32 protein-coding genes, 9 tRNA genes and 3 rRNA genes are annotated in these 26035 nt (G+C 41.2%); 2 read left to right on the forward strand and 42 right to left on the reverse strand.

All coding sequences use genetic code 11. From position 1 onward, the window contains the following. Nucleotides 1-23: 23 nt before the first annotated feature. The 14 genes from A6J74_RS16060 to A6J74_RS16130 all read right to left on the reverse strand — a co-directional run bounded on the left by A6J74_RS16060 (nucleotide 24) and on the right by A6J74_RS16130 (nucleotide 7377). Entirely contained in the window at nucleotides 24-1169 is a 1146-nt protein-coding gene (locus tag A6J74_RS16060; RefSeq protein WP_000869568.1) for a glycerate kinase, read from the reverse strand. 117 nt (nucleotides 1170-1286) lie between these two features. Beyond that, nucleotides 1287-1359 (reverse strand) — tRNA-Ala (locus A6J74_RS16065). A 10-nt stretch (nucleotides 1360-1369) separates the two neighbouring features. Then, nucleotides 1370-1441: transfer RNA gene (locus A6J74_RS16070), tRNA-Gly, on the reverse strand. A 5-nt stretch (nucleotides 1442-1446) separates the two neighbouring features. Continuing rightward, a tRNA-Lys gene (locus A6J74_RS16075) sits at nucleotides 1447-1522 on the reverse strand. A gap of 5 nt (nucleotides 1523-1527) precedes the next feature. Further along, nucleotides 1528-1602 (reverse strand) — tRNA-Gln (locus A6J74_RS16080). A 65-nt stretch (nucleotides 1603-1667) separates the two neighbouring features. Then, nucleotides 1668-1751 (reverse strand) — tRNA-Tyr (locus tag A6J74_RS16085). 16 nt (nucleotides 1752-1767) lie between these two features. Next, nucleotides 1768-1843 (reverse strand) — tRNA-Val (locus A6J74_RS16090). Nucleotides 1844-1848: 5 nt separating this feature from the next. Continuing rightward, a tRNA-Glu gene (locus A6J74_RS16095) sits at nucleotides 1849-1923 on the reverse strand. Between the two features lie 22 nt (nucleotides 1924-1945). Then, nucleotides 1946-2018: transfer RNA gene (locus tag A6J74_RS16100), tRNA-Thr, on the reverse strand. A gap of 4 nt (nucleotides 2019-2022) precedes the next feature. Then, nucleotides 2023-2097 (reverse strand) — tRNA-Asn (locus A6J74_RS16105). A 9-nt stretch (nucleotides 2098-2106) separates the two neighbouring features. Next, nucleotides 2107-2222: ribosomal RNA gene (gene rrf / locus A6J74_RS16110) — 5S ribosomal RNA — on the reverse strand. A gap of 91 nt (nucleotides 2223-2313) precedes the next feature. Then, nucleotides 2314-5235, reverse strand: a 23S ribosomal RNA gene (locus tag A6J74_RS16115). 146 nt (nucleotides 5236-5381) lie between these two features. Continuing rightward, nucleotides 5382-6933: ribosomal RNA gene (locus tag A6J74_RS16120) — 16S ribosomal RNA — on the reverse strand. Together the 16S, 23S and 5S rRNA genes with 9 tRNA genes alongside form the textbook arrangement of a ribosomal RNA operon. A gap of 225 nt (nucleotides 6934-7158) precedes the next feature. Beyond that, entirely contained in the window at nucleotides 7159-7377 is a 219-nt protein-coding gene (locus A6J74_RS16130) for a hypothetical protein (RefSeq protein WP_000901142.1), read from the reverse strand. 184 nt (nucleotides 7378-7561) lie between these two features. Here A6J74_RS16130 and pdaB point away from each other — a divergent pair, with 184 nt between their 5' ends. After that, nucleotides 7562-8326 (forward strand): polysaccharide deacetylase family sporulation protein PdaB, encoded by a 765-nt coding sequence (gene pdaB / locus A6J74_RS16135; protein ID WP_000464721.1) that lies wholly within the window; start codon nucleotides 7562-7564, stop codon nucleotides 8324-8326. 128 nt (nucleotides 8327-8454) lie between these two features. On the opposite strand, the gene kbaA is transcribed toward pdaB, so the two are convergent. Further along, the gene (kbaA, locus tag A6J74_RS16140) at nucleotides 8455-9066 is read right to left on the reverse strand and encodes a KinB signaling pathway activation protein KbaA (protein WP_001088535.1); all 612 of its coding nucleotides are present in this window, start codon (nucleotides 9064-9066) and stop codon (nucleotides 8455-8457) included. Between the two features lie 139 nt (nucleotides 9067-9205). Between kbaA and gerD the strand changes: the two genes are divergently transcribed. After that, a complete protein-coding gene (gene gerD / locus A6J74_RS16145) occupies nucleotides 9206-9823 on the forward strand; it encodes a spore germination lipoprotein GerD (protein ID WP_000821768.1) in 618 nt (205 codons plus the stop codon). A 55-nt stretch (nucleotides 9824-9878) separates the two neighbouring features. Here gerD and A6J74_RS16150 read toward each other — a convergent pair whose 3' ends face one another. The 27 genes from A6J74_RS16150 to rplX all read right to left on the reverse strand — a co-directional run bounded on the left by A6J74_RS16150 (nucleotide 9879) and on the right by rplX (nucleotide 26003). Then, a complete protein-coding gene (locus A6J74_RS16150; RefSeq protein WP_000256621.1) occupies nucleotides 9879-10946 on the reverse strand; it encodes an Mrp/NBP35 family ATP-binding protein in 1068 nt (355 codons plus the stop codon). Between the two features lie 143 nt (nucleotides 10947-11089). Next, a complete protein-coding gene (gene cwlD / locus A6J74_RS16155) occupies nucleotides 11090-11803 on the reverse strand; it encodes an N-acetylmuramoyl-L-alanine amidase CwlD (protein ID WP_000822443.1) in 714 nt (237 codons plus the stop codon). Between the two features lie 66 nt (nucleotides 11804-11869). Further along, a complete protein-coding gene (locus tag A6J74_RS16160; protein WP_001101000.1) occupies nucleotides 11870-12298 on the reverse strand; it encodes a DUF2521 family protein in 429 nt (142 codons plus the stop codon). Between the two features lie 162 nt (nucleotides 12299-12460). Beyond that, a complete protein-coding gene (rpsI, locus tag A6J74_RS16165) occupies nucleotides 12461-12853 on the reverse strand; it encodes a 30S ribosomal protein S9 (RefSeq protein ID WP_000079986.1) in 393 nt (130 codons plus the stop codon). A gap of 21 nt (nucleotides 12854-12874) precedes the next feature. Continuing rightward, nucleotides 12875-13312: a 50S ribosomal protein L13 gene (rplM, locus tag A6J74_RS16170; RefSeq protein WP_001260795.1), complete on the reverse strand. Its 438-nt coding sequence runs from the start codon at nucleotides 13310-13312 to the stop codon at nucleotides 12875-12877. 152 nt (nucleotides 13313-13464) lie between these two features. Continuing rightward, nucleotides 13465-14208 carry a tRNA pseudouridine(38-40) synthase TruA gene (gene truA, locus A6J74_RS16175; RefSeq protein WP_000439681.1) on the reverse strand — a complete coding sequence of 248 codons (744 nt, stop codon included), beginning with the start codon at nucleotides 14206-14208 and terminating at the stop codon, nucleotides 13465-13467. Between the two features lie 14 nt (nucleotides 14209-14222). Continuing rightward, complete coding sequence (locus tag A6J74_RS16180) at nucleotides 14223-15017, reverse strand: energy-coupling factor transporter transmembrane component T family protein (protein ID WP_001186520.1); 795 nt, start codon at nucleotides 15015-15017, stop codon at nucleotides 14223-14225. Continuing rightward, a complete protein-coding gene (locus A6J74_RS16185; protein WP_000406524.1) occupies nucleotides 15005-15886 on the reverse strand; it encodes an energy-coupling factor ABC transporter ATP-binding protein in 882 nt (293 codons plus the stop codon). Before A6J74_RS16185 ends, A6J74_RS16180 begins: the two co-directional genes overlap by 13 nt. Then, a complete protein-coding gene (locus tag A6J74_RS16190) occupies nucleotides 15862-16704 on the reverse strand; it encodes an energy-coupling factor ABC transporter ATP-binding protein (protein ID WP_000711788.1) in 843 nt (280 codons plus the stop codon). Before A6J74_RS16190 ends, A6J74_RS16185 begins: the two co-directional genes overlap by 25 nt. Nucleotides 16705-16807: 103 nt before the next feature. After that, nucleotides 16808-17170 carry a 50S ribosomal protein L17 gene (gene rplQ, locus A6J74_RS16195; protein ID WP_000331490.1) on the reverse strand — a complete coding sequence of 121 codons (363 nt, stop codon included), beginning with the start codon at nucleotides 17168-17170 and terminating at the stop codon, nucleotides 16808-16810. A 35-nt stretch (nucleotides 17171-17205) separates the two neighbouring features. After that, nucleotides 17206-18150 (reverse strand): DNA-directed RNA polymerase subunit alpha, encoded by a 945-nt coding sequence (locus tag A6J74_RS16200; RefSeq protein ID WP_000569643.1) that lies wholly within the window; start codon nucleotides 18148-18150, stop codon nucleotides 17206-17208. A 181-nt stretch (nucleotides 18151-18331) separates the two neighbouring features. Beyond that, on the reverse strand, nucleotides 18332-18721 hold the full coding sequence (gene rpsK, locus A6J74_RS16205) for a 30S ribosomal protein S11 (RefSeq protein WP_000101797.1): 390 nt from the start codon (nucleotides 18719-18721) through the stop codon (nucleotides 18332-18334). 24 nt (nucleotides 18722-18745) lie between these two features. Next, a complete protein-coding gene (gene rpsM / locus A6J74_RS16210) occupies nucleotides 18746-19111 on the reverse strand; it encodes a 30S ribosomal protein S13 (RefSeq protein ID WP_000090793.1) in 366 nt (121 codons plus the stop codon). A gap of 21 nt (nucleotides 19112-19132) precedes the next feature. Next, nucleotides 19133-19246 (reverse strand): 50S ribosomal protein L36, encoded by a 114-nt coding sequence (gene rpmJ, locus A6J74_RS16215; RefSeq protein ID WP_000868344.1) that lies wholly within the window; start codon nucleotides 19244-19246, stop codon nucleotides 19133-19135. A gap of 35 nt (nucleotides 19247-19281) precedes the next feature. Beyond that, the gene (gene infA, locus A6J74_RS16220; protein ID WP_001029884.1) at nucleotides 19282-19500 is read right to left on the reverse strand and encodes a translation initiation factor IF-1; all 219 of its coding nucleotides are present in this window, start codon (nucleotides 19498-19500) and stop codon (nucleotides 19282-19284) included. Between the two features lie 68 nt (nucleotides 19501-19568). Continuing rightward, nucleotides 19569-20315 (reverse strand): type I methionyl aminopeptidase, encoded by a 747-nt coding sequence (gene map, locus A6J74_RS16225; RefSeq protein WP_000582534.1) that lies wholly within the window; start codon nucleotides 20313-20315, stop codon nucleotides 19569-19571. Next, complete coding sequence (locus A6J74_RS16230) at nucleotides 20315-20965, reverse strand: adenylate kinase (protein ID WP_001048991.1); 651 nt, start codon at nucleotides 20963-20965, stop codon at nucleotides 20315-20317. Before A6J74_RS16230 ends, map begins: the two co-directional genes overlap by 1 nt. A gap of 54 nt (nucleotides 20966-21019) precedes the next feature. Further along, nucleotides 21020-22321: a preprotein translocase subunit SecY gene (secY, locus tag A6J74_RS16235; RefSeq protein WP_000490120.1), complete on the reverse strand. Its 1302-nt coding sequence runs from the start codon at nucleotides 22319-22321 to the stop codon at nucleotides 21020-21022. Further along, nucleotides 22321-22761: a 50S ribosomal protein L15 gene (gene rplO, locus A6J74_RS16240; protein ID WP_000766083.1), complete on the reverse strand. Its 441-nt coding sequence runs from the start codon at nucleotides 22759-22761 to the stop codon at nucleotides 22321-22323. Before rplO ends, secY begins: the two co-directional genes overlap by 1 nt. Nucleotides 22762-22794: 33 nt before the next feature. Then, nucleotides 22795-22977: a 50S ribosomal protein L30 gene (rpmD, locus tag A6J74_RS16245; RefSeq protein ID WP_001085231.1), complete on the reverse strand. Its 183-nt coding sequence runs from the start codon at nucleotides 22975-22977 to the stop codon at nucleotides 22795-22797. A gap of 13 nt (nucleotides 22978-22990) precedes the next feature. Further along, entirely contained in the window at nucleotides 22991-23491 is a 501-nt protein-coding gene (gene rpsE, locus A6J74_RS16250) for a 30S ribosomal protein S5 (protein ID WP_000554646.1), read from the reverse strand. Nucleotides 23492-23512: 21 nt separating this feature from the next. After that, nucleotides 23513-23875 (reverse strand): 50S ribosomal protein L18, encoded by a 363-nt coding sequence (gene rplR, locus A6J74_RS16255; RefSeq protein ID WP_000628818.1) that lies wholly within the window; start codon nucleotides 23873-23875, stop codon nucleotides 23513-23515. Between the two features lie 31 nt (nucleotides 23876-23906). Further along, nucleotides 23907-24446 carry a 50S ribosomal protein L6 gene (rplF, locus tag A6J74_RS16260; protein WP_000086552.1) on the reverse strand — a complete coding sequence of 180 codons (540 nt, stop codon included), beginning with the start codon at nucleotides 24444-24446 and terminating at the stop codon, nucleotides 23907-23909. A gap of 32 nt (nucleotides 24447-24478) precedes the next feature. Further along, entirely contained in the window at nucleotides 24479-24877 is a 399-nt protein-coding gene (rpsH, locus tag A6J74_RS16265; protein ID WP_000245511.1) for a 30S ribosomal protein S8, read from the reverse strand. Between the two features lie 29 nt (nucleotides 24878-24906). Further along, on the reverse strand, nucleotides 24907-25092 hold the full coding sequence (rpsN, locus tag A6J74_RS16270; RefSeq protein ID WP_001085700.1) for a 30S ribosomal protein S14: 186 nt from the start codon (nucleotides 25090-25092) through the stop codon (nucleotides 24907-24909). 33 nt (nucleotides 25093-25125) lie between these two features. Continuing rightward, nucleotides 25126-25665 (reverse strand): 50S ribosomal protein L5, encoded by a 540-nt coding sequence (rplE, locus tag A6J74_RS16275; RefSeq protein WP_001080829.1) that lies wholly within the window; start codon nucleotides 25663-25665, stop codon nucleotides 25126-25128. 26 nt (nucleotides 25666-25691) lie between these two features. Beyond that, on the reverse strand, nucleotides 25692-26003 hold the full coding sequence (gene rplX, locus A6J74_RS16280) for a 50S ribosomal protein L24 (protein WP_000558200.1): 312 nt from the start codon (nucleotides 26001-26003) through the stop codon (nucleotides 25692-25694). Nucleotides 26004-26035 lie beyond the last annotated feature (32 nt).

The following is a 26035-nucleotide window of genomic DNA, read 5'->3' on the forward strand; positions in this document are numbered from 1 at the left end:
AATAATAAAAAACACTTCTACATTTAGAAGTGTTTTTTCGATGCAATTTTCCATACTGCTGCAATATTTCTTGCTGTCATTTCAATATTCTCTTTTGCCATCTTATATGCCTCGTCTAGTGCCATTGGAAAAGGCGTAATACTAAATACTGCATCGATTCCCTTTTCGTAAACAACTGGATAATTTGGAGATACCGATCCTCCTATAGCAATCACAGGAATATGAAGACGTTTCGCTCGCCCCGCGACACCAACAGGAGCCTTTCCATATGCTGTTTGTTCATCTATTCTACCTTCACCAGTTATAATTAAATCCGCATCTTCTATATGCTTATCAAAATTTGTATGATCCAATACAATTTCAATACCCTTTCGTAAGCTCCCCTTTAACACTGCAATAACAGCTGCTCCCATACCTCCTGCCGCTCCTGCACCAGGTATTTCAGATACATCCAAAGATACATATCGTTTAAGAATAGTCGCATAATGCTTTAAATTCTCATCTAGCCTTTTCAGCATCTCTACATCCCCACCCTTTTGAGCACCAAACACGAAAGATGCCCCTCTCATTCCGACTAATGGATTATTTACATCACACGCCGCTTCTATCGTTATCTCCTTTAGGCGTGAATCCATTCGTGAAAAATCAATCGTGACAATCGAATGTAATGTTCCTCCAGATGGATCTATTGCTTCACCCTTTTCATCTATAAACCTTACTCCTAAAGCCGATAACATACCTGCTCCACCATCATTTGTAGCGCTTCCTCCAAGCCCCAAAATAATATGCTTAACTCCTTGGTCTAGCGCATGTAATATAAGCTCTCCTGTCCCTTTTGACGTTGTAATGAATGGATTTCGCTTTTCAACCGGTACGTGTTGTAGTCCAGATGCCGATGCCATTTCAATAAACGCTGTCTTTTTATCTGTAGAAATGCCATAAAAAGCTTGTACGCCTTCTCTAAGCGGTCCTGTCACATAAAGTGATACAACGCTTCCTCCTGTGGCATCAACAAGTGAATCAACAGTTCCTTCCCCACCATCTCCAATTGGTATTTTTACATACTCTGCTTTAGGAAAAATTGCTCCAAAACCTCTTTCAATAGCTTCACATACTTCTATAGCCTTTAGACTTTCTTTGTATGAATCAGATGCAATGACAACTTTCACAATTATCCCCCATCCTTTATTTTTACGTTTTCTTCATTTTAAACGACAAATATGAAAGTTGTCTTTTTAAACACAAAAAAAGCGTACATCATATGATGTACACTTTCTCTATTTATATGGAGCCTAGCGGGATCGAACCGCTGACCTCCTGCGTGCAAGGCAGGCGCTCTCCCAGCTGAGCTAAGGCCCCGTAGTAATAAAGCGGAAGACGGGATTCGAACCCGCGACCCCAACCTTGGCAAGGTTGTATTCTACCACTGAACTACTTCCGCGAAAATGGTGAGCCATGAAGGATTCGAACCTTCGACCCTCTGATTAAAAGTCAGATGCTCTACCAACTGAGCTAATGGCTCGTAAATGGCTGGGCTAGCTGGATTCGAACCAGCGCATGACGGAGTCAAAGTCCGTTGCCTTACCGCTTGGCTATAGCCCATTAATATTTACTAGTATGCTTATCTTCTCAAAAAAATAAACCCTCTCAGGTTATTTTAAAGAAAATGGTGGAGGGGGGCAGATTCGAACTGCCGAACCCGAAGGAGCGGATTTACAGTCCGCCGCGTTTAGCCACTTCGCTACCCCTCCGACATTTAAACATATATGGTGGAGGATGACGGGATCGAACCGCCGACCCCCTGCTTGTAAGGCAGGTGCTCTCCCAGCTGAGCTAATCCTCCAAAAGTGGTGACCCGTACGGGATTCGAACCCGTGTTACCGCCGTGAAAGGGCGGTGTCTTAACCACTTGACCAACGGGCCAAAAATTTAAAAACTTTTTCCAAGCTTCCAACCGGGGTTGAACCGGTGACCTCTTCCTTACCATGGAAGTACTCTACCAGCTGAGCTATGGAAGCATAATGGCTCCGCAGGTAGGAATCGAACCTACGACCGATCGGTTAACAGCCGATAGCTCTACCGCTGAGCTACTGCGGAATAATACAAGCCTGGCAACGTCCTACTCTCACAGGGACAAGGTCCCAACTACCATCGGCGCTAGAGAGCTTAACTTCCGTGTTCGGTATGGGAACGGGTGTGACCTCTCTGCCATCATTACCAGACTTTTATCATTATACACATTCTTTTCAGAATGTCAAAAGGAATTTTAAATATATATTCCTTCAAAACTAGATAACATTTGCTACATATTATATGGTTAAGTCCTCGATCTATTAGTATTCGTCAGCTCCACATGTCACCATGCTTCCACCTCGAACCTATCAACCTGATCATCTTTCAGGGATCTTACTAGCTTACGCTATGGGAAATCTCATCTTGAGGGGGGCTTCATGCTTAGATGCTTTCAGCACTTATCCCTTCCGCACATAGCTACCCAGCTATGCCCTTGGCAGAACAACTGGTACACCAGCGGTGCGTCCATCCCGGTCCTCTCGTACTAAGGACAGCTCCTCTCAAATTTCCTACGCCCACGACGGATAGGGACCGAACTGTCTCACGACGTTCTGAACCCAGCTCGCGTACCGCTTTAATGGGCGAACAGCCCAACCCTTGGGACCGACTACAGCCCCAGGATGCGATGAGCCGACATCGAGGTGCCAAACCTCCCCGTCGATGTGGACTCTTGGGGGAGATAAGCCTGTTATCCCCGGGGTAGCTTTTATCCGTTGAGCGATGGCCCTTCCATGCGGAACCACCGGATCACTAAGCCCGACTTTCGTCCCTGCTCGACTTGTAGGTCTCGCAGTCAAGCTCCCTTATGCCTTTGCACTCTACGAATGATTTCCAACCATTCTGAGGGAACCTTTGGGCGCCTCCGTTACACTTTAGGAGGCGACCGCCCCAGTCAAACTGCCCACCTGACACTGTCTCCCGGGTCGATAAGACCCGTAGGTTAGAATTTCAATACAGTCAGGGCGGTATCCCACCAGCGCCTCCACCGAAGCTAGCGCTCCGGTTTCAATGGCTCCCGCCTATCCTGTACAAACTGTACCAAAATTCAATATCAGGCTACAGTAAAGCTCCACGGGGTCTTTCCGTCCTGTCGCGGGTAACCTGCATCTTCACAGGTACTATAATTTCACCGAGTCTCTGGTTGAGACAGTGCCCAAATCGTTACACCTTTCGTGCGGGTCGGAACTTACCCGACAAGGAATTTCGCTACCTTAGGACCGTTATAGTTACGGCCGCCGTTTACTGGGGCTTCAGTTCAGAGCTTCGCTTACGCTAACCCCTCTCCTTAACCTTCCAGCACCGGGCAGGTGTCAGCCCCTATACTTCGCCTTACGGCTTCGCAGAGACCTGTGTTTTTGCTAAACAGTCGCTTGGGCCTATTCACTGCGGCTTTCCGTTAAGAAAGCACCCCTTCTCCCGAAGTTACGGGGTCATTTTGCCGAGTTCCTTAACCAGAGTTCTCTCGCACACCTTAGGATTCTCTCCTCGCCTACCTGTGTCGGTTTGCGGTACAGGCACCTTTTATCTCGCTAGAAGCTTTTCTTGGCAGCGGGGAATCAAAGACTTCGCTCCATAAGGAGCTTCCCCATCACAGCTCAGCCTTCACGATAAGCGGATTTGCCTACTTATCAGCCTAACTGCTTGGACGTGCACAACCAATCGCACGCTTCTTCTATCCTTCTGCGTCCCTCCATTGCTCAAACGATAAAGAGGTGGTACAGGAATATCAACCTGTTGTCCATCGCCTACGCCTGTCGGCCTCGGCTTAGGTCCTGACTAACCCTGAGCGGACGAGCCTTCCTCAGGAAACCTTAGGCATTCGGTGGACGGGATTCTCACCCGTCTTTCGCTACTCATACCGGCATTCTCACTTCTAAGCGCTCCACCAGTCCTTCCGGTCTGACTTCACTGCACTTAGAACGCTCCCCTACCACTGATACCATTGGTATCAATTCGCAGCTTCGGTGGTGTATTTAGCCCCGGTACATTTTCGGCGCAGAGTCACTCGACTAGTGAGCTATTACGCACTCTTTAAATGGTGGCTGCTTCTAAGCCAACATCCTAGTTGTCTAAGCAACTCCACATCCTTTTCCACTTAATACACACTTTGGGACCTTAGCTGGCGATCTGGGCTGTTTCCCTCTTGACTACGGATCTTATCACTCGCAGTCTGACTCCTAAGGATAAGTCATTGGCATTCGGAGTTTGACTGAATTCGGTAATCCGATGAGGACCCCTAGTTCAATCAGTGCTCTACCTCCAAGACTCTTACACTTAAGGCTAGCCCTAAAGCTATTTCGGGGAGAACCAGCTATCTCCAGGTTCGATTGGAATTTCTCCGCTACCCACACCTCATCCCCGCACTTTTCAACGTGCGTGGGTTCGGGCCTCCATTCAGTGTTACCTGAACTTCACCCTGGACATGGGTAGATCACCTGGTTTCGGGTCTACGACCACGTACTAAACGCCCTATTCAGACTCGCTTTCGCTGCGGCTCCGTCTCTTCAACTTAACCTCGCACGGGATCGTAACTCGCCGGTTCATTCTACAAAAGGCACGCCATCACCCATTAACGGGCTCTGACTATTTGTAGGCACACGGTTTCAGGATCTCTTTCACTCCCCTTCCGGGGTGCTTTTCACCTTTCCCTCACGGTACTGGTTCACTATCGATCACTAGGGAGTATTTAGCCTTGGGAGATGGTCCTCCCAGATTCCGACGGAATTTCACGTGTTCCGCCGTACTCAGGATACATTCAAGAGAGAACGAAGTTTCGACTACGGGGTTGTTACCCTCTACGACGGACCTTTCCAGGTCGCTTCGTCTACCTCGTTCCTTTGTAACTCCGTATAGAATGTCCTACAACCCCAAGAGGCAAGCCTCTTGGTTTGGGCTAGATTCCGTTTCGCTCGCCGCTACTCAGGAAATCGCATTTGCTTTCTCTTCCTCCAGGTACTTAGATGTTTCAGTTCCCTGGGTCTGTCTTCCATACCCTATGTATTCAGGTAAGGATACCATACCATTACGTATAGTGGGTTTCCCCATTCGGAAATCTTCGGATCAAAGCTTACTTACAGCTCCCCGAAGCATATCGGCGTTAGTCCCGTCCTTCATCGACTCCTAGTGTCAAGGCATCCACCGTGCGCCCTTTCTAACTTAACCAAACTAAAATTAAAAAAATATGAGCTACACTGTTATCTAGTTTTCAAAGAACATACATTTATATATGAGAGATAGTTCTCTCAAAACTGAACAAAACGAAACACGGAAACTTATATTGATGAACAGCGTTCATCAATTCTCCATAGAAAGGAGGTGATCCAGCCGCACCTTCCGATACGGCTACCTTGTTACGACTTCACCCCAATCATCTGTCCCACCTTAGGCGGCTGGCTCCATAAAGGTTACCCCACCGACTTCGGGTGTTACAAACTCTCGTGGTGTGACGGGCGGTGTGTACAAGGCCCGGGAACGTATTCACCGCGGCATGCTGATCCGCGATTACTAGCGATTCCAGCTTCATGTAGGCGAGTTGCAGCCTACAATCCGAACTGAGAACGGTTTTATGAGATTAGCTCCACCTCGCGGTCTTGCAGCTCTTTGTACCGTCCATTGTAGCACGTGTGTAGCCCAGGTCATAAGGGGCATGATGATTTGACGTCATCCCCACCTTCCTCCGGTTTGTCACCGGCAGTCACCTTAGAGTGCCCAACTTAATGATGGCAACTAAGATCAAGGGTTGCGCTCGTTGCGGGACTTAACCCAACATCTCACGACACGAGCTGACGACAACCATGCACCACCTGTCACTCTGCTCCCGAAGGAGAAGCCCTATCTCTAGGGTTTTCAGAGGATGTCAAGACCTGGTAAGGTTCTTCGCGTTGCTTCGAATTAAACCACATGCTCCACCGCTTGTGCGGGCCCCCGTCAATTCCTTTGAGTTTCAGCCTTGCGGCCGTACTCCCCAGGCGGAGTGCTTAATGCGTTAACTTCAGCACTAAAGGGCGGAAACCCTCTAACACTTAGCACTCATCGTTTACGGCGTGGACTACCAGGGTATCTAATCCTGTTTGCTCCCCACGCTTTCGCGCCTCAGTGTCAGTTACAGACCAGAAAGTCGCCTTCGCCACTGGTGTTCCTCCATATCTCTACGCATTTCACCGCTACACATGGAATTCCACTTTCCTCTTCTGCACTCAAGTCTCCCAGTTTCCAATGACCCTCCACGGTTGAGCCGTGGGCTTTCACATCAGACTTAAGAAACCACCTGCGCGCGCTTTACGCCCAATAATTCCGGATAACGCTTGCCACCTACGTATTACCGCGGCTGCTGGCACGTAGTTAGCCGTGGCTTTCTGGTTAGGTACCGTCAAGGTGCCAGCTTATTCAACTAGCACTTGTTCTTCCCTAACAACAGAGTTTTACGACCCGAAAGCCTTCATCACTCACGCGGCGTTGCTCCGTCAGACTTTCGTCCATTGCGGAAGATTCCCTACTGCTGCCTCCCGTAGGAGTCTGGGCCGTGTCTCAGTCCCAGTGTGGCCGATCACCCTCTCAGGTCGGCTACGCATCGTTGCCTTGGTGAGCCGTTACCTCACCAACTAGCTAATGCGACGCGGGTCCATCCATAAGTGACAGCCGAAGCCGCCTTTCAATTTCGAACCATGCAGTTCAAAATATTATCCGGTATTAGCCCCGGTTTCCCGGAGTTATCCCAGTCTTATGGGCAGGTTACCCACGTGTTACTCACCCGTCCGCCGCTAACTTCTTGAGAGCAAGCTCTCAATCCATTCGCTCGACTTGCATGTATTAGGCACGCCGCCAGCGTTCATCCTGAGCCAGGATCAAACTCTCCAATAAAGTTAGTTTGTCTAGCATCTAAAAATAAAAATTGACGTTTCACGTTGTTTGTTTCGTTCAGTTTTCAAAGAACTACTTGGTCGCTCATTTGCGACTTCCTTATGTTAACATCTTCGTTTTTCGATGTCAACTAAGTTTTTCAATTTCTTTTTTGTCGTTTTCTGCGTTTCCGCATCAGCGACGTTTATTAATTTACCATATACTAATCATTAACGTCAACACTTTTTAATAAAAAATTCTTTTTCTTACATAACGAATACATTCTTCTGCGTTAGCAACTCTTCGAAATAAACAAAAAATGATTTTATATCTTTCTTCCATCGCTTTTTTTACAACCTCATGAATACGCTCATCTTCAAAATCAAATAAAAGTTCCTCTAACTCTCTCTTCAATATGTATTCCATTTCTTTTTTCTCTTCTTTCGTCAACATAAGCCCAAGCAAATCATCACCTCAATCATTCCTTACAGAGCAATACAAGTTCCGCTCATTTTTACTTATCAAAAACAAATCATCAAAATCCTATCATTCATTATATCCACCACTTACGATATTAATCCCTTGTTCTCTTTTTTATATTTAAAGCATATATGTAACTGAAAAGGATTGGACAAAGGGGCGTAATATTATGTTTTTCTTTTTTATTACGAGCAAAAGAACTTTTAAACACATTAGCTTAATAGTGATACTTTCCTTATTTACAGCATGGCTACTCTTTTTAAAAACATATTCACATGAATCTGCTTTTTCAACTGCTACAGGTCCTAAGGTAATTTACAAAGGAGATACCGCTAAAAAACAAGTTGCGTTCACGTTTGATATTAGTTGGGGAGACAAAAAAGCGATTCCAATCCTTGAGACACTCAAAGAAAGAGAAATTAAGAATGCAACCTTCTTCCTTTCTGCTGCATGGGCCGAAAGACACCCCGATATCGTCGAACGTATCATGAAAGATGGACATGAAATCGGTAGTATGGGTTATAATTACACGTCTTACACTTCTCTAGAGCCAAATGAAATAAGAAGAGATCTTTTACGAGCCCAAGATGTTTTTACGAAACTTGGCGTAAAACAAGTCAAGCTATTGCGTCCACCTAGTGGTGAATTCAACAAAGCAACTCTTAAAATCGCAGAATCGCTCGGATACACTGTCGTTCATTGGAGTAATAATTCAAATGATTGGAAAAATCCAGGTGTAAATACTATCGTTTCCACTGTCTCTAATAATTTGAAGGGTGGAGATATTGTCTTATTACACGCATCTGATTCTGCTCTTCAAACAAATAAAGCTTTACCGCTACTTCTACAAAAGTTAAAGAGTGACGGATATCAACAAATATCCGTATCACAACTCATTTCCAACACAAGTACGAAAAGTGAAGATGTGAAGTAGTTTCTTTTCTGCTACCCTTTACACATAAATAGCTCTATTACCTTATCGAAAGGTAATAGAGCTATTTCCATCTCACTATTTCTTGTAGTATAACTATCGCTGCGTAAAAATTCAAAAGTACTTTTCAATTAAGCAGCTTTACTCGTTTTTCCGATTAAACGATGTAATATAAGTAACTGATATGCATTACATAATAAAAGTGGTATAACCATTAAATATAACCAATCTGTATCATTAATCCTTAGTGCTGGCACCCATTCAAGAATTGTTACAACAACCATAAAGAACAGGGCAGGCACAAATGCTTTTTTATTTGTTTCTTTACTTTTTATATAAGCAACAATCGCTCCAAACACAAATAATATTCCAGCAACAAGTATGTTATTCCCTAATGAAACTTCTCCATTTGCAATGAGTACAGATCTTAAATACACAAAATCGAATAAAACGAATGCAATAAAGAAGAGCTGGACTACATTCCATAAAGATGACGATCGGAACATACCTAGTCCAAAACGATGAATCGTTAAATAGGCAAAGAACCCCATTTGACTTATAACACTAAAAATAAACCCTACACCCATCAACCAGAAAGAAACTGCTAGAATCTCCTTTGCGTCGAAATTTTGAAAAAATTTATCGTACTTGTCCCACTCCAAAACAAACCCAATAATAACCGTGCTGACTCCACCAAGAAACAACGTCGTTAAAAATAGTCGTACCCACTTGCGGCTATTCACAACACATCCCCCATTATCCTTATATTTCTAATTAAATTGTATCAATGACAATTTCAAAAAGCTAGCCATGTTCATGTATAAATTCCTTAAAGATATTTATATTAAAAAGAGAGAACTGTGTTGAAAGGAGTTCCAACTTATGAAACGGATACTACTCGTTTTCGTTTCTTCTTTTCTACTTATTGCACTTGTAGCATGTGCACAAGGAAAAGAAACGAAATCCGAATTAGATTACGATCAAACAAAGAAAATGATTGTTGATATTTTAAAAACTGATCAAGGTAAGAAGGCCATTCAAGATGTATTAACTGATGAAAAAATGAAACAAGCACTCATACTAGATGAAACAGTAGTAAAGAAAACGATTGAAGATGCAATGGTATCCGACAAAGGGCAGCAATTCTGGGAAAAGCTCTTTAAAGACCCTGAGTTCTCATCGAAATTCGCTAAAAGTATGGGGAAAGAACAAACAAATTTAATGAAAACCTTACTAAAAGACCCTGAATACCAAGCAGGCGTTATAGAGATCATGAAAAACCCTGAAGTAGAAAAAATGATGTTGCAAACAATGAAGAGTAAAGAATACCGTCAATATTTACAACAAGTACTAACAGAAACTACTGAAAGCCCACTCTTCCAAGCTAAGATGATTGATATTATTAGTAAAGGTGTGCAAAAGGCTGAAAAAGGTGGCTCTGATAAAAAAGATGCAGGTGGCGAAGGTGGCTCCCAAAGCGGGAGTAAGGAACAACAGTAAAAAATAATAACTATAATAGTGAGTGGACAATATATATCGTCCACTCATTATTATTTTATTTTTGCGCGACAGCTGTTTTATCAATTACTGTTTCAGCTATCGTGCGATAAATAATCCCCGTTGTATGCGTATCTTCATATACTGAAGGAGCGAAGTCTTCTTTATTCCAATCAGGTTGTTGAAGTGGAATGCGGCCTATTACATCTGTTTGTAATTCGGCAGCTAATTTATCTCCTCCACCTCTTCCAAATACATACTCCTTCTCACCAGTTACTTTACTTTCAAAATACGCCATATTTTCAACGACACCAAGAATACTGTGTTCAGTGCGCAAAGCCATCGCTCCAGCACGCGCTGCTACAAATGCCGCTGTTGGATGAGGCGTCGTTACTATAATCTCTTTACAAGCCGGCAACATGGAATGCAAGTCTAGCGCAACATCACCTGTACCTGGCGGTAAATCTAATACTAAGTAATCTAAATCACCCCATTCTACTTCTGTGAAGAAATGATTTAACATTTTCCCAAGCATAGGTCCTCTCCAAATAACCGGTGCATTATCTTCCACAAAGAATCCCATTGAGATTACTTTTACACCTAGACGCTCCACTGGGATTATTTTATCTCCTCTTACAATAGGACGTTTTTCTATCCCCATCATATCAGGTACACTAAAACCGTAAATATCCGCATCAATGATACCAACTTTTTTCCCTAGACGAGCTAAAGCAATGGCAAGGTTAACGGAGACTGTTGATTTTCCCACTCCACCTTTTCCACTCGCAACTGCTAAAAATGTCGTTTTTGAATTCGGTGACAATAAAGATTCAATTTGCTCTTCTTCTTGCGGTGGTACAAACTGAGCTGATTCCTCTTCTGTAAATTCTGCAAAACGAAGTCCAACTGTTGCTGCCCCAAGTTCCTTCACTAACTTTACGATGCCCGACTGCAACTGCATTTGTTCCGCAGTACCTGTTTTTACAATTGCAATTTTAACACTCACATGTTCCTTCTCCGGCTTGACTGTTACCTCTTTAATTGCATTTGTTTCTTTTAACGTTTTATGTAAAAACGGATCTACAATCCCTTCTAACGCTTCCACTACTTGCTCTTTCGTTACCATAATTAGCCCAGCCCCCTGTATGAAAAATAACGTAATGTTAATTGAATTTATCTCTCTTTATCCTTGAAATAAATGCGTTTACATTTTCAGTATAACATATTTTCCGAAAACTTCGTTAACGAGAGAAACTCAAAAAATCCCCCTTATTCTGGAGGATTTCCTTTTTCCGTGAAATAACGTAATATACCTCGATATACGGCAGCCGCTACCTTTTGCTGATATTTTTCCGAATTTAACATATACCTTTCGTTCACATTCGATAAAAATCCAGCTTCAATTAAAGCGCCTGGTGTTTTCGCATACTTTAATAAATACACATGAGAAATCGTTTTAGCAGAACGGTTCGTATTTTCTAAACTCGTTCTCAATTCAGCTTGTATAAACTTCGCAGCACGTTCATTTTCAGTTAAAGAACGGTAGTAGAACGTTTGTGCTCCTTTAGAACCACTACTAGTTAATGCATTTAAATGAATACTTGCAAAGAAATCGACATCTGGCTTATTAATAATCTCCACACGTCTTCTTAAATCCTCTGCTTTACGTCTACTGTACGACTTTGTATCTTTGTTAGCTAAATCATAATCTCCTTCACGTGTCAAAATAACTAATGCACCTTGCTCTTGCAAATAATCTTGCACTTTTTTTGTAATTTCAAGAGTTATGTCTTTTTCTATAATATCCTTTCCACCAACAGCTCCTCCGTCTGGTCCACCATGCCCTGCGTCTAATACAATTACTTTCCCTGATAAGGGTAAATTCCACGCTCGCCACGATTTTGTAATTTGAAATTCTTGTTTGACTAAAAAAAACAAAACAACCGCAGCGAGCGCAAAAGAGATAATTCGAATTCTCTTCATACCTTTCCTCCTCCAGCTAGTCCCTCTAATTACTTATATGGGACAAGAGGAAAGTTTATGCTTGTCTTAATGTAGCTTTAAACGATATCTTCTTTCACCTTTTTCATATCCTTCCTGCCACCACAATCCGATAAACTGCTGACAAGATTCAAAAAGTAATTCCTCATCTTTTAACTTAATTTCTCGTATAGTCATACTCGTTAAAAATTGAAATAGTGTTTCCGTTAATTGTTGCTCTTCTTCTAAAGCCCTATATTTCACATCAAAGAACGATTCGCCATAATAACCAAACTTACTGTATCTCGCTCCTAATAAATAAGATTCTATTCCTAGTTCAATACAGTAATCTTCATACTGACGATGAAGCTCTTGCATGTGAAAGGCATCACGAATATTTGAACGCAACGTTTTTAATGATAATTCTCGTAGCATCTTCCGCTCGTATTTTAATTGCTTTTCTTTTTGTTTTTCTTTTAAGCTGACAATGACATTCATAGTACTTATAAAACCTCCCTAATACGTATTAGTCTAAACTTCTAAAGAAGAAGCATACGCGGGACGGTAGCACTAAAATATTCCAAACCTCAAAAATAAATAAGAGGAATTAAATATAAAAAAACCCCAACCAAAATGGTTGAGGTTTGTAGTTCGCAAAAATTAACGTTTTGAGAACTGAGGTGCACGACGTGCGCCTTTAAGACCGTATTTTTTACGCTCTTTCATACGTGCGTCACGAGTTAATAGACCTGCACGTTTTAGTGTTAGACGGTATTCTGGATCAGCTTTTAATAAAGCGCGAGAAATACCGTGACGAATAGCACCAGCTTGACCAGTGTATCCACCACCATTTACGTTTACAAGTACATCGTAGTTACCTAAAGTTTCTGTTGCAACTAGAGGTTGTTTAACTACTTCACGTAATGCAGCAAATGGGATATAGTTTTCAAAATCACGACCGTTAATGATAACGCGTCCTTCGCCTGGAACTAGGCGTACGCGCGCTACTGAACTCTTACGACGTCCAGTGCCATAGTATTGAACCTGTGCCAAAGTAAGCCCTCCTTTAATTAATTATCCGCGAAGTTCGTAAACTTCTGGTTTTTGTGCTTGGTGTGGATGCTCTGCTCCAGCATACACGTTTAATTTCTTAGATACTTGACGTCCTAAACGTCCTTTTGGAAGCATCCCTTTAATTGCAAGCTCTAACATTTGTACAGGGTAGTTTGTACGCATTTCTAGAGCTGTTCTTTGCTTAAGTCCACCTGGGTGGTTAGTGTGACGGTAGTAAATTTTATCGTTTAATTTATTACCTGTTAAATGAATTTTCTCAGCGTTAATAATAATTACATGATCACCCGTGTCAACGTGTGGTGTAAATGTAGGTTTGTTTTTACCACGTAAAATGGATGCTACTTCAGTAGATAGGCGACCTAAAGTTTGACCTTCAGCATCAACCACATACCATTTACGCTCAACTTCGTTAGCTTTTGCCATAAAAGTCGTACGCATGTGTTTCCCTCCTCGTTATCTTTTCCATAGAAAAAATCTATTGTTTATCTTAAACACGATTTCCTTCCGGGGCTAATCGTGGTTTTAGAAACAATACCATATGTTATGATATACTTTTGAGTTTCTAATGTCAAGCAAATGTTACACCAGGATTAGTTGTTATAGTTTACTTGCCATAAGTAAAGTCCATGACCTGGAGCCATCTTTCCAGCAAACTGGCGATTTTGTTTTGCTAAAATCTCTGGAATGCTATCAGGATCAAGCTTTCCTTGCCCTACGTTAAGTAACGTACCAACAATAATTCTGACCATATTATATAAAAATCCATTACCTACAAAACGAAAAATTAATTCATCATCTTGCTCAATTAACTCGATTTCAAAAATTGTTCGCACTTTATCTTTTTTGTCAGTTTTTGCCGAACAAAAAGAAGTGAAATCATGCGTTCCAATAAAATAAGGAATCGCTTTTCTTATAGAGTTTATTTCAAGCGGATATGGATATTGATATACGTAATTTCTACGGAATACATCCGCAGTCTTTGATAATAATACACGATAACGATATTCTTTTCTCTCAACACCGTAACGTGCATGAAATTCTTCTGTTTTCTTCTCTACTTGCCTGATAACAATATCATCTGGCAACATTGTGTTTAAAGCATTACTCCATTGCCACTCTTCAAGAGACAAAGGTGTATCAAAGTGTATGACTTGTCCTTTCGCATGAACGGTAGAATCCGTTCTGCCTGATGCCTGAACACGAACAAGTTCACCCTTATGCAATTTCTGTAATGCCTTCTCTATTTCTTGTTGAACAGTACGATGCTGTGGTTGAATTTGGTAACCACAAAAATGCATGCCATCATATGCAACTGTACATTTTATTCTTTCCATCTTTCCGTTCTCCATTACAATCGCAACCATACTAAAATACAAGCTAAACAAAGTAAACTTATAATTGTTACTGTATCGCTCATTTTCCAGCGTAGTTGCCTAAATTTAGTTCGTCCTTCACCATTTCGATATCCACGTGCTTCCATCGCAATTGCTAAATCCTCAGCACGCTTAAAAGCACTAATAAAAAGTGGAACGAGTAGTGAAATAATTGCCTTCATCCTATCTTTTATCGGACCTCCAGCAAAATCAATACCACGTGACGCTTGTGCTTTCATAATTTTACTCGTTTCATCCATTAATGTCGGAATAAAACGAAGAGAAATAGACATCATTAATGCGATTTCATGAACAGGAACCTTTATACGCTTCAACGGCTTTAATAACGTCTCCAAACCATCTGTAATCTCAATAGGTGTCGTTGTTAACGTTAATAATGTCGTCATTAAAATAATAACAAAGAATCGTATAGAAATGTATATCCCTTGCTCTAATCCCTTTTCATGTATTGAAAACCAACCAAGCTGGAATAGTACATCCCCTTCTTTAGTTGTGAAGATATGCAGGAAAAATGTAAAAAGAAAAATCCATAAAATTGGTTTTAAGCCCGAAAGTACATAACGAATCGGCACTTTTGCAAAAAATAAAGCAATGAGTGCATATAAAAATAAAAATCCATATGAAATCGCATTATTTGCTAAGAAAACAACAAATACATATAAAAAGACAATCAACAGCTTCGTACGAGGATCAAGTTGATGAATGAGTGACTTACCTGGAATGTATCTCCCAATAATCAACTGCTGCATGATTCATGACCACCTTTTCGTAACACCTGTACAACTTCATGAGTAAGATCCTCTAAAGATAAGGTAGCCTTTGGAATTGAAATACCAAACTTCTCTTCAATTGCACGTTTATACTTTAAAGACATCGGAAGGTCCACACCAATTTGTTCTAGTTCATCAGCATGTGAAAATACTTCCTCTGCACTTCCTTGCAAAAAGACCGTTCCTTTATGCATGACCACAATTTGATCTGCATACTTAGCGGCATCCTCCATATTATGGGTAACAAGAATGACTGTAAGCCCCTGCTCCTTATGCAAACTATAAAACATCTCCATAAGCTCATGCTGTCCTTTCGGATCAAGCCCCGCTGTAGGTTCATCTAATACAAGTACTTCGGGTTCCATCGCAAGTACGCCCGCTATTGCAACACGCCTCATTTGCCCACCGCTTAATTCAAACGGAGAACGTGCTAATAACTCTATATCCAATCCAACAAGCTGAATGGCATCTTTTGCCTTTTGCTTTGCCACTTCTTCAGATAAACCGAAATTAGTAGGCCCAAAACAAATATCTTTCTCCACTGTCTCTTCAAATAACTGATGTTCTGGGAACTGAAAGACAACCCCTACTTTTTTTCGTAGTGGCTTAAGCTTCTTCTCTTTCTTCCCTGCTGAAATTAAATGTTCACCAATTTGAACCGTACCATTTGTCGGCTGCAATAAACCATTTAAATGTTGAATCATCGTCGACTTACCTGAACCAGTATGACCGATAATGGCATAATAGCCTCCACTTGGAAACGACACGTCTACATCATAAAGCGCGCGTCTTTCAAATGGAGTTTTATATTGATAACGATGTTCTACTTTTTGGAATGTAATCTCCAAAGTTCGTTCACCAAACTTTCCATTGTAAGATGCGTATTTTGCAAAAGAATTTCACTTCTTTTTAATAATTCTGCTATTTTTACTGAAAAAGGTACATCTAACCCAATTTCTTGGAGCATATGAGAGGACTTGAAAATTTGCTTTGGGGTCCCTTCCTCTAATATTTCTCCCTTGTTTAAAATAATGACACGGTCTGACTGTGCCGCTTCTTCTAAATCGTGCGTAATTGATAATACGGTAATACCTTTTTGATTAACAAGCTGTCTAACCGTTTCTACTACTTCACGTCTCCCTTGAGGGTCTAACATTGACGTTGCTTCATCTAGTATTAAAATAGATGGCTGAAGTGCTAAAACACCTGCTATTGCAACTCGCTGCTTTTGCCCACCAGATAACGAATGGGGCTCATCATTAAGAAAATCTTCCATACGGACAAGTCGCAGGGCTTGTTCTAATCTTTCTACCATCTGTTCCCTTGGCATTCCGATATTTTCTAAGCCAAATACAACGTCATCTTGTACTGTCGTTCCAACAAATTGATTATCTGGATTTTGAAATACCATTCCAATTTGTTTTCGAACATCCCATACCGTTTCTTCTGATAAAACCATTGTATCATTTACAGTAATTGTCCCTGATTCCGGCAAAAACAAACCATTCAATAATTTTGCAAGTGTAGATTTACCTGAACCATTTTGTCCGATAACAGATACCCATTCTCCTTCATATAAGGAAAACGAAACATCTTTTAATGCATACGAGGCTGCCCCAGGATATTGAAATGATACATTTTCTGTCCGAAGTTTCTCTTTTTTCAATACAAGGCACCCTTTCCTTCGCCAAGTTAGCCTTTTTTATATTTAAAAAAAAAGGGCCATGACCAGTTACTTGAAAAGAACTGTCCTGCCCTTTTAATTATCATTATACTAACTCGATAATTACCATTGGTGCTGCGTCTCCGCGACGTGGACCAATTTTTGCAATACGAGTGTATCCGCCTTGGCGCTCAGCATAGCGTGGAGCTACATCAGCGAATAATTTTTGAAGTGCATCTTGACCAGTCTCAGCGTTAGCAACTTCATTGCGAATGAAAGCTGCTGCTTGACGACGAGCGTGAAGATCTCCGCGTTTACCTAAAGTGATCATTTTTTCCACTACAGAACGAAGTTCTTTTGCACGAGTTTCTGTCGTTTGGATGCGCTCGTTGATAATTAAATCAGTAGCTAAATCACGTAACATAGCTTTACGTTGCGCACTTGTACGGCCTAATTTTCTGTATGCCATTCGTAGTTCCCTCCTTTGTTGATGGGTTTAAATCCTCAGTCGTCTTTACGTAAACCTAAACCTAATTCCTCAAGTTTATGTTTAACTTCTTCTAAGGATTTACGTCCTAAGTTACGAACTTTCATCATATCTTCTTCTGTTTTGTTCGCAAGCTCTTGTACAGTATTAATTCCTGCACGTTTTAGGCAATTATAAGAACGAACAGAAAGATCTAGTTCTTCGATAGTCATCTCAAGAACTTTCTCTTTTTGATCTTCTTCCTTCTCGACCATAATCTCAGCATTTTGTGCTTCATCAGTTAAACCAACAAAGATATTTAAATGCTCAGTTAAGATTTTGGCCCCTAAAGAGATAGCTTCTTTTGGCCCGATGCTTCCATCCGTCCATACATCAAGCGTAAGCTTATCATAATTAGCCACTTGTCCGACACGTGTCTTTTCCACTTGGTAAGTTACACGTGATACTGGAGTATAAATAGAATCAATAGGAATTACTCCTATTGGTTGATCTTCGCTTTTATTTGCATCAGCTGGCGTATACCCACGGCCACGCTTTGCAGTTAAACGCACGCGGAAATGCGCATCCTTTGCTAACGTTGCAATGTGTAAATCTGGATTTAAGATTTCTACATCACTATCGTGAGTAATATCAGCAGCTGTGACAATACCTTCGCCCTGCACATCAATTTCCAACGTCTTCTCTTCTTCAGAGTAGATTTTAAGAGCTAACTTTTTCAAGTTTAAGATGATCGTCGTAACGTCTTCTACTACGCCCTCAACTGTTGAAAATTCATGTAATACGCCATCGATTTGGATAGCAGTAACAGCGGCACCAGGGAGTGAGGATAAAAGAATACGACGTAAGGAGTTACCCAAAGTAGTACCATATCCACGCTCAAGCGGTTCAATTACGAATTTACCATATTTAGCATCTTCGTTAAGTTCAACCGTTTCGATTTTCGGCTTTTCGATTTCAATCATTAACTAAACCCTCCTTCAAAACGTCGAAACCCCGGTTAAACAAAGGTATACCCCTTTGATTAACCGAAAGTCCCCCTTAGGCAGTTCCCGATTGTGCACAACAAGCGATGTTTCTGTACGAAATTTCTCGATAATGCATCATATCCATTATAGACAAAAGGGAAAATTCTATACAGAAAAATTACACACGACGACGTTTTGGTGGACGACATCCATTATGAGGAACTGGAGTAACATCTCTAATTGCTGTTACTTCTAGACCTGCAGCTTGAAGAGCACGAATTGCAGCTTCACGACCAGCACCAGGACCTTTAACAGTAACCTCTAAAGTTTTTAAACCGTGCTCCATTGCAACTTTAGCAGCAGCTTCAGCAGCCATTTGCGCAGCGAATGGAGTAGACTTACGAGATCCACGGAAACCAAGTGCACCAGCACTAGACCAAGAAAGTGCGTTACCATGAGTATCTGTAAGTGTTACGATTGTGTTGTTGAAAGTAGAACGAATATGAGCTATACCAGCTTCAATATTCTTTTTCACACGTTTTTTACGAGTGTTTGTTTTACGTGCCATTGTTAGTTCAACCTCCTTTACTTATTATTTCTTTTTATTTGCTACTGTACGACGTGGACCTTTACGTGTACGAGCATTGTTTTTAGAGTTTTGACCACGAACTGGTAAACCACGACGGTGACGAAGACCACGGTAAGAACCGATCTCCATTAGACGTTTAATGTTAAGAGATACTTCACGACGAAGGTCTCCCTCAACTTTAATGCTATCGATAACATCACGGATACGTCCTAGTTCGTCTTCCGTTAAATCACGAACTCGTGTTTCTGAAGAAATACCAGCTTCAGTAAGAATTTTTTCAGCAGTTGTGCGACCAATGCCGAATACGTAAGTTAAAGAAATAACAACGCGTTTGTCTCGAGGAATATCTACACCTGCGATACGTGCCATTCTGAATGCACCTCCTTCTGATTAACCTTGTTTTTGTTTATGTTTAGGGTTTTCACAAATAACCATTACTTTTCCACGTCTACGAATAACTTTACATTTTTCGCAGATTGGTTTAACTGACGGTCTTACTTTCATGTCTCGAACCTCCTTAAAGATTACGGAGTGCTATATTATTTAAAACGGTACGTAATACGACCACGATTTAAATCGTACGGAGATAATTCTACCGTAACTTTGTCTCCTGGTAAAATACGAATGAAGTTCATACGGATTTTACCAGAAACGTGAGCCAATACGACATGCCCATTCTCTAATTCTACTTTGAACATAGCATTTGGCAACGTTTCAAGAACGGTACCTTCGACTTCAATTACATCATCTTTAGCCATTCAATAGTTCTCCCTTCTTCAAATCAGTAACATTTTACACTGCTCTGAAATTCCGGAGAGCCAGCTACTTATAAAGTGGTAAGGATTTCGTATCCTGCTTCTGTAAGAGCAATCGTGTGCTCAAAATGGGCACACCATTTACCATCTACCGTTACCACTGTCCAGTCATCAGATAGTGTTTTTACATATCGTCTTCCTTGATTCACCATCGGCTCAACACAGATGACCATTCCCGGCTTTAATCTAGGGCCTCTATTTGGAGGACCATAGTGCGGGATTTGAGGGTCCTCATGTAAGTCTTGCCCGATTCCGTGACCAACATACTCCCTAACGATCGAGAATCCGTTCTCTTCAGCATGGGTTTGAACCGCATGTGAGATATTTGATAATCTTTCGCCTGGTTTTACTTGTTCTAAACCAAGATACAACGATTTTTCTGTGACATCAAGTAGCTTTTGAACAGATTCAGAAATGTTTCCAACTGGATACGTCCATGCAGAATCTCCATGGTACCCATTGTATTTCGCACCAATATCGATACTGATGATATCGCCCTCTTCGAGCTTTCGCTTCCCTGGAATTCCGTGTACAAGCTCTTCATTTACAGAAGCACATATGCTCCCCGGAAATCCGTTGTATCCTTTAAAAGATGGCGTAGCACCATATTTTTGAATCGTCTTTTCCGCTATTTGATCGAGCTCTTTCGTTGTAATTCCTGGAGTAATATGCTGTTTCAACTCTTGATGAGTTAAAGCAACGATCCTGCCAGCTTCTCGCATGATTTCTATCTCGCGAGGAGTTTTGCAGATGATCATTACGCTAAGCCTCCGATGAGAACATCGATATCAGCAAATACTTTATTGATGTTTTGCTCACCATTAATGCTTTGCAAGTAACCAAGCTCCTCATAGAAATCAAGCAAAGGTTTTGTTTGCTTAATATTTACATCTAAACGATTTGCTACAGTTTCTTCATTGTCATCAGAGCGTTGATATAAATCGCCACCACATTTATCGCACACATCAGCGTTTGCTGGTGGATTGAATTCTAAGTGGTAAGTCGCACCGCACTCTTTACAAATGCGACGGCCTGTAAGGCGTTTTAATAACAACCCTGAATCCACATTAATGTTTAAAACATAGTCGATTTTTTTGCCAAGATCTTTCATAATCTCTTCAAGAGCTGATGCTTGTGCAACAGTTCGTGGGAAACCATCTAATAAGAATCCTTTTACACAGTCTTCTTGACTTAAACGTTCACGAACGATTCCGATTGTAACTTCATCTGGAACAAGAGCACCTTTATCAATAAAAGATTTTGCTTGTAAACCCATTTCAGTTTCAGCCTTCATAGCTGCACGGAACATATCTCCTGTTGAGATGTGAGGGATGTTATACTTGGCAACAATCTGTTCGGCTTGTGTACCTTTACCAGCACCAGGAAGCCCCATTAAAATTAAGTTCATCCTTGTTCCCCCTCAGTACATGAGCATGTAGGGAAGACAAGCCTTCCCACTTACTCATTGCTTGATAAACCCTTTGTAATGGCGTTTTACCAGTTGGCTTTCTAGCTGCTTCATTGTTTCTAAAGCAACGCCGACAACGATTAACATACTCGTTCCACCGATCTGTGCAGATGGAGGAAGATTTCCCAATTTCGTAAAGATAACTGGTAAGATTGCAATCGCTGCTAGGAAAATTGATCCTACAAAGGTCAAACGATACAAGATTTTTGTTAAATATTGTTCCGTATTCTTACCCGGACGAATACCTGGAACATATCCACCTTGCTTATTTAGATTCTCTGACATTTGCTCTGGATTAACCTGAACAAATGCATAGAAATATGTGAAGGCTACAATGAGCGCAACATATATGATCATTCCCACTGGGTGAGAATAGTTAAAGTTTGCAATAATCCACTGCGATACATCATGTTTCGGGAAGAACTGTGCAATAGTTGGAGGTGTAATTAAGAATGAAACAGCAAAAATGACTGGAATAACACCCGCACTATTTACCTTAAGTGGTAAATGAGTGTTTTGTGCTCCAGCATGATTCCCATTCGCTCCTGTTACACGCTTCGCATATTGAATTGGGATCTTTCTAACAGCCTGTTGAATGAAAATAACACCAACAATAACCGCTAGCACAGCTAGTAAGATCAATACAACTTTAACGATACTCATGAACAATTGATCTCCGATATTTTGAAACTGTTGTTGATACACTTGAGATATAACACTTGGGATCGCTGCGGCAATACCACCAAAGATAAGGATGGAAATACCATTACCTACACCTTTAGCTGTAATCTGTTCACCTAACCACATTAAAAATGCAGTACCAGCAGTCAGTACCGTAGCAATGTATAAATAAGTGCTCCAACCAGGATTCAAAATTAATTGCCCACCTACCATACCGTTAAAACCGATTGACATACCAAACCCCTGAATAAACGCAAGAACAATTGTAAAGTAACGCGTGAATTGCGTTAGTTTACGACGGCCCATTTCACCTTGCTTCGACCATTCCGAAAATTTAGGAACAACATCCATCTGCAATAATTGCACGATGATGGATGCTGTAATATACGGCATGATTCCCATCGCGAAGATGGAGAAGTTTTTCAAGGCGCCACCGCCAAATGTATTTAGGATACCTAAGGCATTTAATTGATCTTGTGCTTTCAGTACGTCTCCATTTGTAAATGGCACTGGGATAAACGTGCCAATCCTGAATACGATTAACATCGCTAAAGTGAATAATATTTTACGTCTTATCTCAGCAACGCGCATAAAGTTGGAGATTGTACGAAACATTAGATCACCTCAACTGATCCGCCAGCTGCTTCAATTGCTTCTTTAGCACTTGAAGAGAACTTGTGCGCTTTAACAGTTAATTTTTTCTCTACTGCTCCGCTTGCAAGAATTTTAACACCGTCGTTTAACTTGCTGATAACGCCAGTTTCCAGCAATAATTCAGGTGTTACTTCTGTACCATCTTCAAAACGATTTAACGTTGATAAGTTTACAATAGTAAACTCTTTACGGTTAATGTTTGTGAAGCCGCGTTTTGGTAAACGACGGAATAATGGAGTTTGACCACCTTCGAAGCCAAGACGAACACCGCCACCAGAACGTGCGTTTTGTCCTTTATGACCTTTACCAGCAGTTTTACCGTTACCAGAACCGATACCACGACCGACACGGTTACGTACTTTACGAGAACCTTCTGCAGGTTTTAATTCATGAAGTTTCATTCCCAGGCACCTCCTTATATTAATGAGTTATCCTTAAGCTTCTTTTACAGTTATAAGGTGAGAAACTTTGTTGATCATACCAAGAATAGCAGGAGTTTCTTCCTTAACTACAGTTGAATTCAACTTTTTAAGACCTAAAGCTTCTACCGTCGCACGTTGATCTTGTGGACGACCAATTACACTACGAGTGAGGGTAATTTCTAACTTTTTCGCCATTTGTTTTCCCTCCTTAACCTAGTAGCTCTTCTACAGATTTACCGCGTAATTTTGCAACATCTTCAGCGCGCTTAAGTTCGCTTAATCCGTTCACAGTAGCGCGAATCATGTTGATTGGTGTGTTAGAACCAAGAGATTTCGAAAGAATATCTTGTACACCAGCTAATTCAAGTACCGCACGAACAGGTCCACCAGCAATAACACCAGTACCTTCAGCAGCAGGTTTTAAGAATACTTCACCAGCTCCAAAATGACCGTTGATTGTGTGTGGAATTGTTGTACCAACTAATGGTACAGCGATTAAGTTTTTCTTAGCGTCTTCGATAGCTTTGCGAATTGCGTCTGGTACCTCTTGTGCTTTACCAGTACCGAATCCAACATGACCGTTTTTATCGCCAACTACAACTAGTGCAGCAAAGCGGAAACGACGACCACCCTTAACAACTTTCGCGACACGATTTATCGTAACTACACGTTCTTCAAGTTCTAATTTACTTGGGTCAATGCGATGCATCAATTTTCCCTCCTTTGACCATTAAAATTGTAATCCAGCCTCACGAGCAGCTTCAGCTAGAGCTTTAACACGGCCATGGTATAAGTAACCACCGCGATCGAATACTACTTCTTTAACGCCTTTCTCTACAGCACGCTTAGCAACTGATTCTCCAACTTTCGTAGCAGCTTCAGTATTGCTAGTACCGTTAAGAGCAAGGTCTTTATCAAGAGTAGATGCACTTACTAACGTTACACCATTCACATCATCAATAACTTGAGCGTAAATATGTTGGTTAGAACGGAACACGTTTAAACGTGGACGTTCTGCAGTACCAGTAAGTTTAGCACGTACACGTGCATGTCTTTTCTTACGAGTCGCATTTTTATCAGCTTTAGTGATCATTCTTGTCACTCCTTTCTCTCACCTAACGGGTTTACTTAGCAGTTTTACCTTCTTTACGACGAACAACTTCGCCTTCGTAACGAATACCTTTACCTTTATATGGCTCAGGAGCACGTACAGCACGGATGTTAGCAGCAAATTCGCCAACACGTTGCTTGTCGATACCTTTAATTACGATTTTAGTTGGTGCAGGTACTTCAACTTCGATACCTGCTTCCGGAGTCATTTCTACTGGATGAGAATAACCTACGCTTAATACAAGTTTATCTCCTTGTTTTTGAGCACGGTAACCAACACCGACTAATTCAAGTCCGCGTGCGAAACCTGTAGTTACACCTTCAACCATGTTTCCGATTAAAGCACGAGTTGTACCGTGTAATGCACGGTGTTCCTTCTGTTCAGATGGACGCTCAACTGTTAGTGTATTTTCTTCAATTTTGATAGACATATCAGCATTGAATTTACGAGTTAATTCACCTTTAGGGCCTTTTACTGTTACAGTATTGTCTTCTGCAATTGTAATAGTAACACCTGCAGGGATTTCAAGAATCTTTTTACCAATACGAGACATGTGGTCACACCTCCGTTCGTTTTAAATATATATTACCAAACGTATGCTACTACTTCTCCACCAGTTTGTAATTGACGAGCATCTTTGTCTGTCATTACTCCCTTAGATGTAGAAACAAGAGCGATACCTAATCCGTTAAGTACACGTGGTACTTCATCAGCTTTAGCGTAAACGCGTAAGCCAGGTTTACTGATACGTTTTAATCCAGTGATTACACGTTCATTGTTTGCACCATATTTCAGGAAAATACGAAGGATACCTTGTTTGTTATCCTCGATGTATTCTACATCACGAATGAAACCTTCACGTTTTAAAAGTTCAGCGATCTCTTTTTTGATTTTAGAAGCAGGAACCTCTAATTTCTCATGACGTACCATGTTCGCATTACGGATGCGAGTAAGCATGTCTGCAATTGGATCTGTCATCACCATGTGTTTTACCTCCTTCCCATTTGTGGGTTTTACCAACTAGCTTTTTTAACACCAGGAATTTGACCTTTATATGCAAGTTCACGGAAACAAATACGGCAAAGTTTAAATTTGCGGTATACAGAATGCGGACGACCGCAGCGTTCGCAACGTGTATACTCTTGTACTTTAAACTTAGGAGTACGCTTTTGTTTCGCTATCATAGATTTTTTAGCCACGTTTTCGCCTCCTCTACTTAGCGTTGGCTTCCATTATTTTTGGAATGGCATACCGAATTGTGTTAAAAGTTCACGAGCTTCTTCATCAGTTTTCGCTGTAGTAACGATTACGATGTCCATACCGCGGACTTTGCTTACTTTATCATAATCGATCTCAGGGAAGATAAGTTGCTCTTTAACACCTAATGTGTAGTTCCCACGACCATCGAATGATTTCTTAGAAACACCACGGAAATCACGTACACGTGGTAAAGAAACTGACACTAATTTGTCGAAGAACTCATACATTTGCTCGCCGCGTAAAGTTACTTTCGCACCGATTGGCATACCTTCACGAAGACGGAAACCAGCGATTGATTTTTTAGCACGAGTTACAACAGGTTTTTGACCTGCGATTTGTGTTAATTCTTCTACTGCATTGTCTAAAGCTTTTGAGTTAGATACCGCGTCACCAACACCAGTGTTGATTACGATCTTTTCGATTTTCGGTACTTCCATCACAGATTTATAGTTAAACTTGCTCACTAGAGCAGGAGTAATTTCCTTTTGGAACTTCTCTTTAAGGCGATTCAATGAAGTGACCTCCTTTCTTAAGAAAATTATTTATCTAATAATTCACCAGATTTTTTTGCAATACGAACTTTTTTACCATCTTCTACTTTGAAGCCTACACGAGTAGGTTCACCTGTTTTCGGATCTAAAATCATAACGTTAGAAACGTGAATAGGTGCTTCTTTAGTAATAATTCCACCTTGTGGATTTAATTGAGATGGCTTAGAGTGCTTCTTAACGATATTGACACCCTCAACGATAACACGGTTTTGCTTTGGGAAAGCCACAAGGATAACGCCTTGTTTTCCTTTGTCTTTACCAGTGATTACCTGTACTTTATCACCTTTTTTTACATGCATCTTAATTCTGCACCTCCTTAGCAAGGCAATAC

Origin of the sequence: Bacillus sp. FDAARGOS_235 (assembly GCF_002073415.2) — a bacterium.
GTDB classification, from domain to species: Bacteria; Bacillota; Bacilli; order Bacillales; family Bacillaceae_G; genus Bacillus_A; species Bacillus_A toyonensis.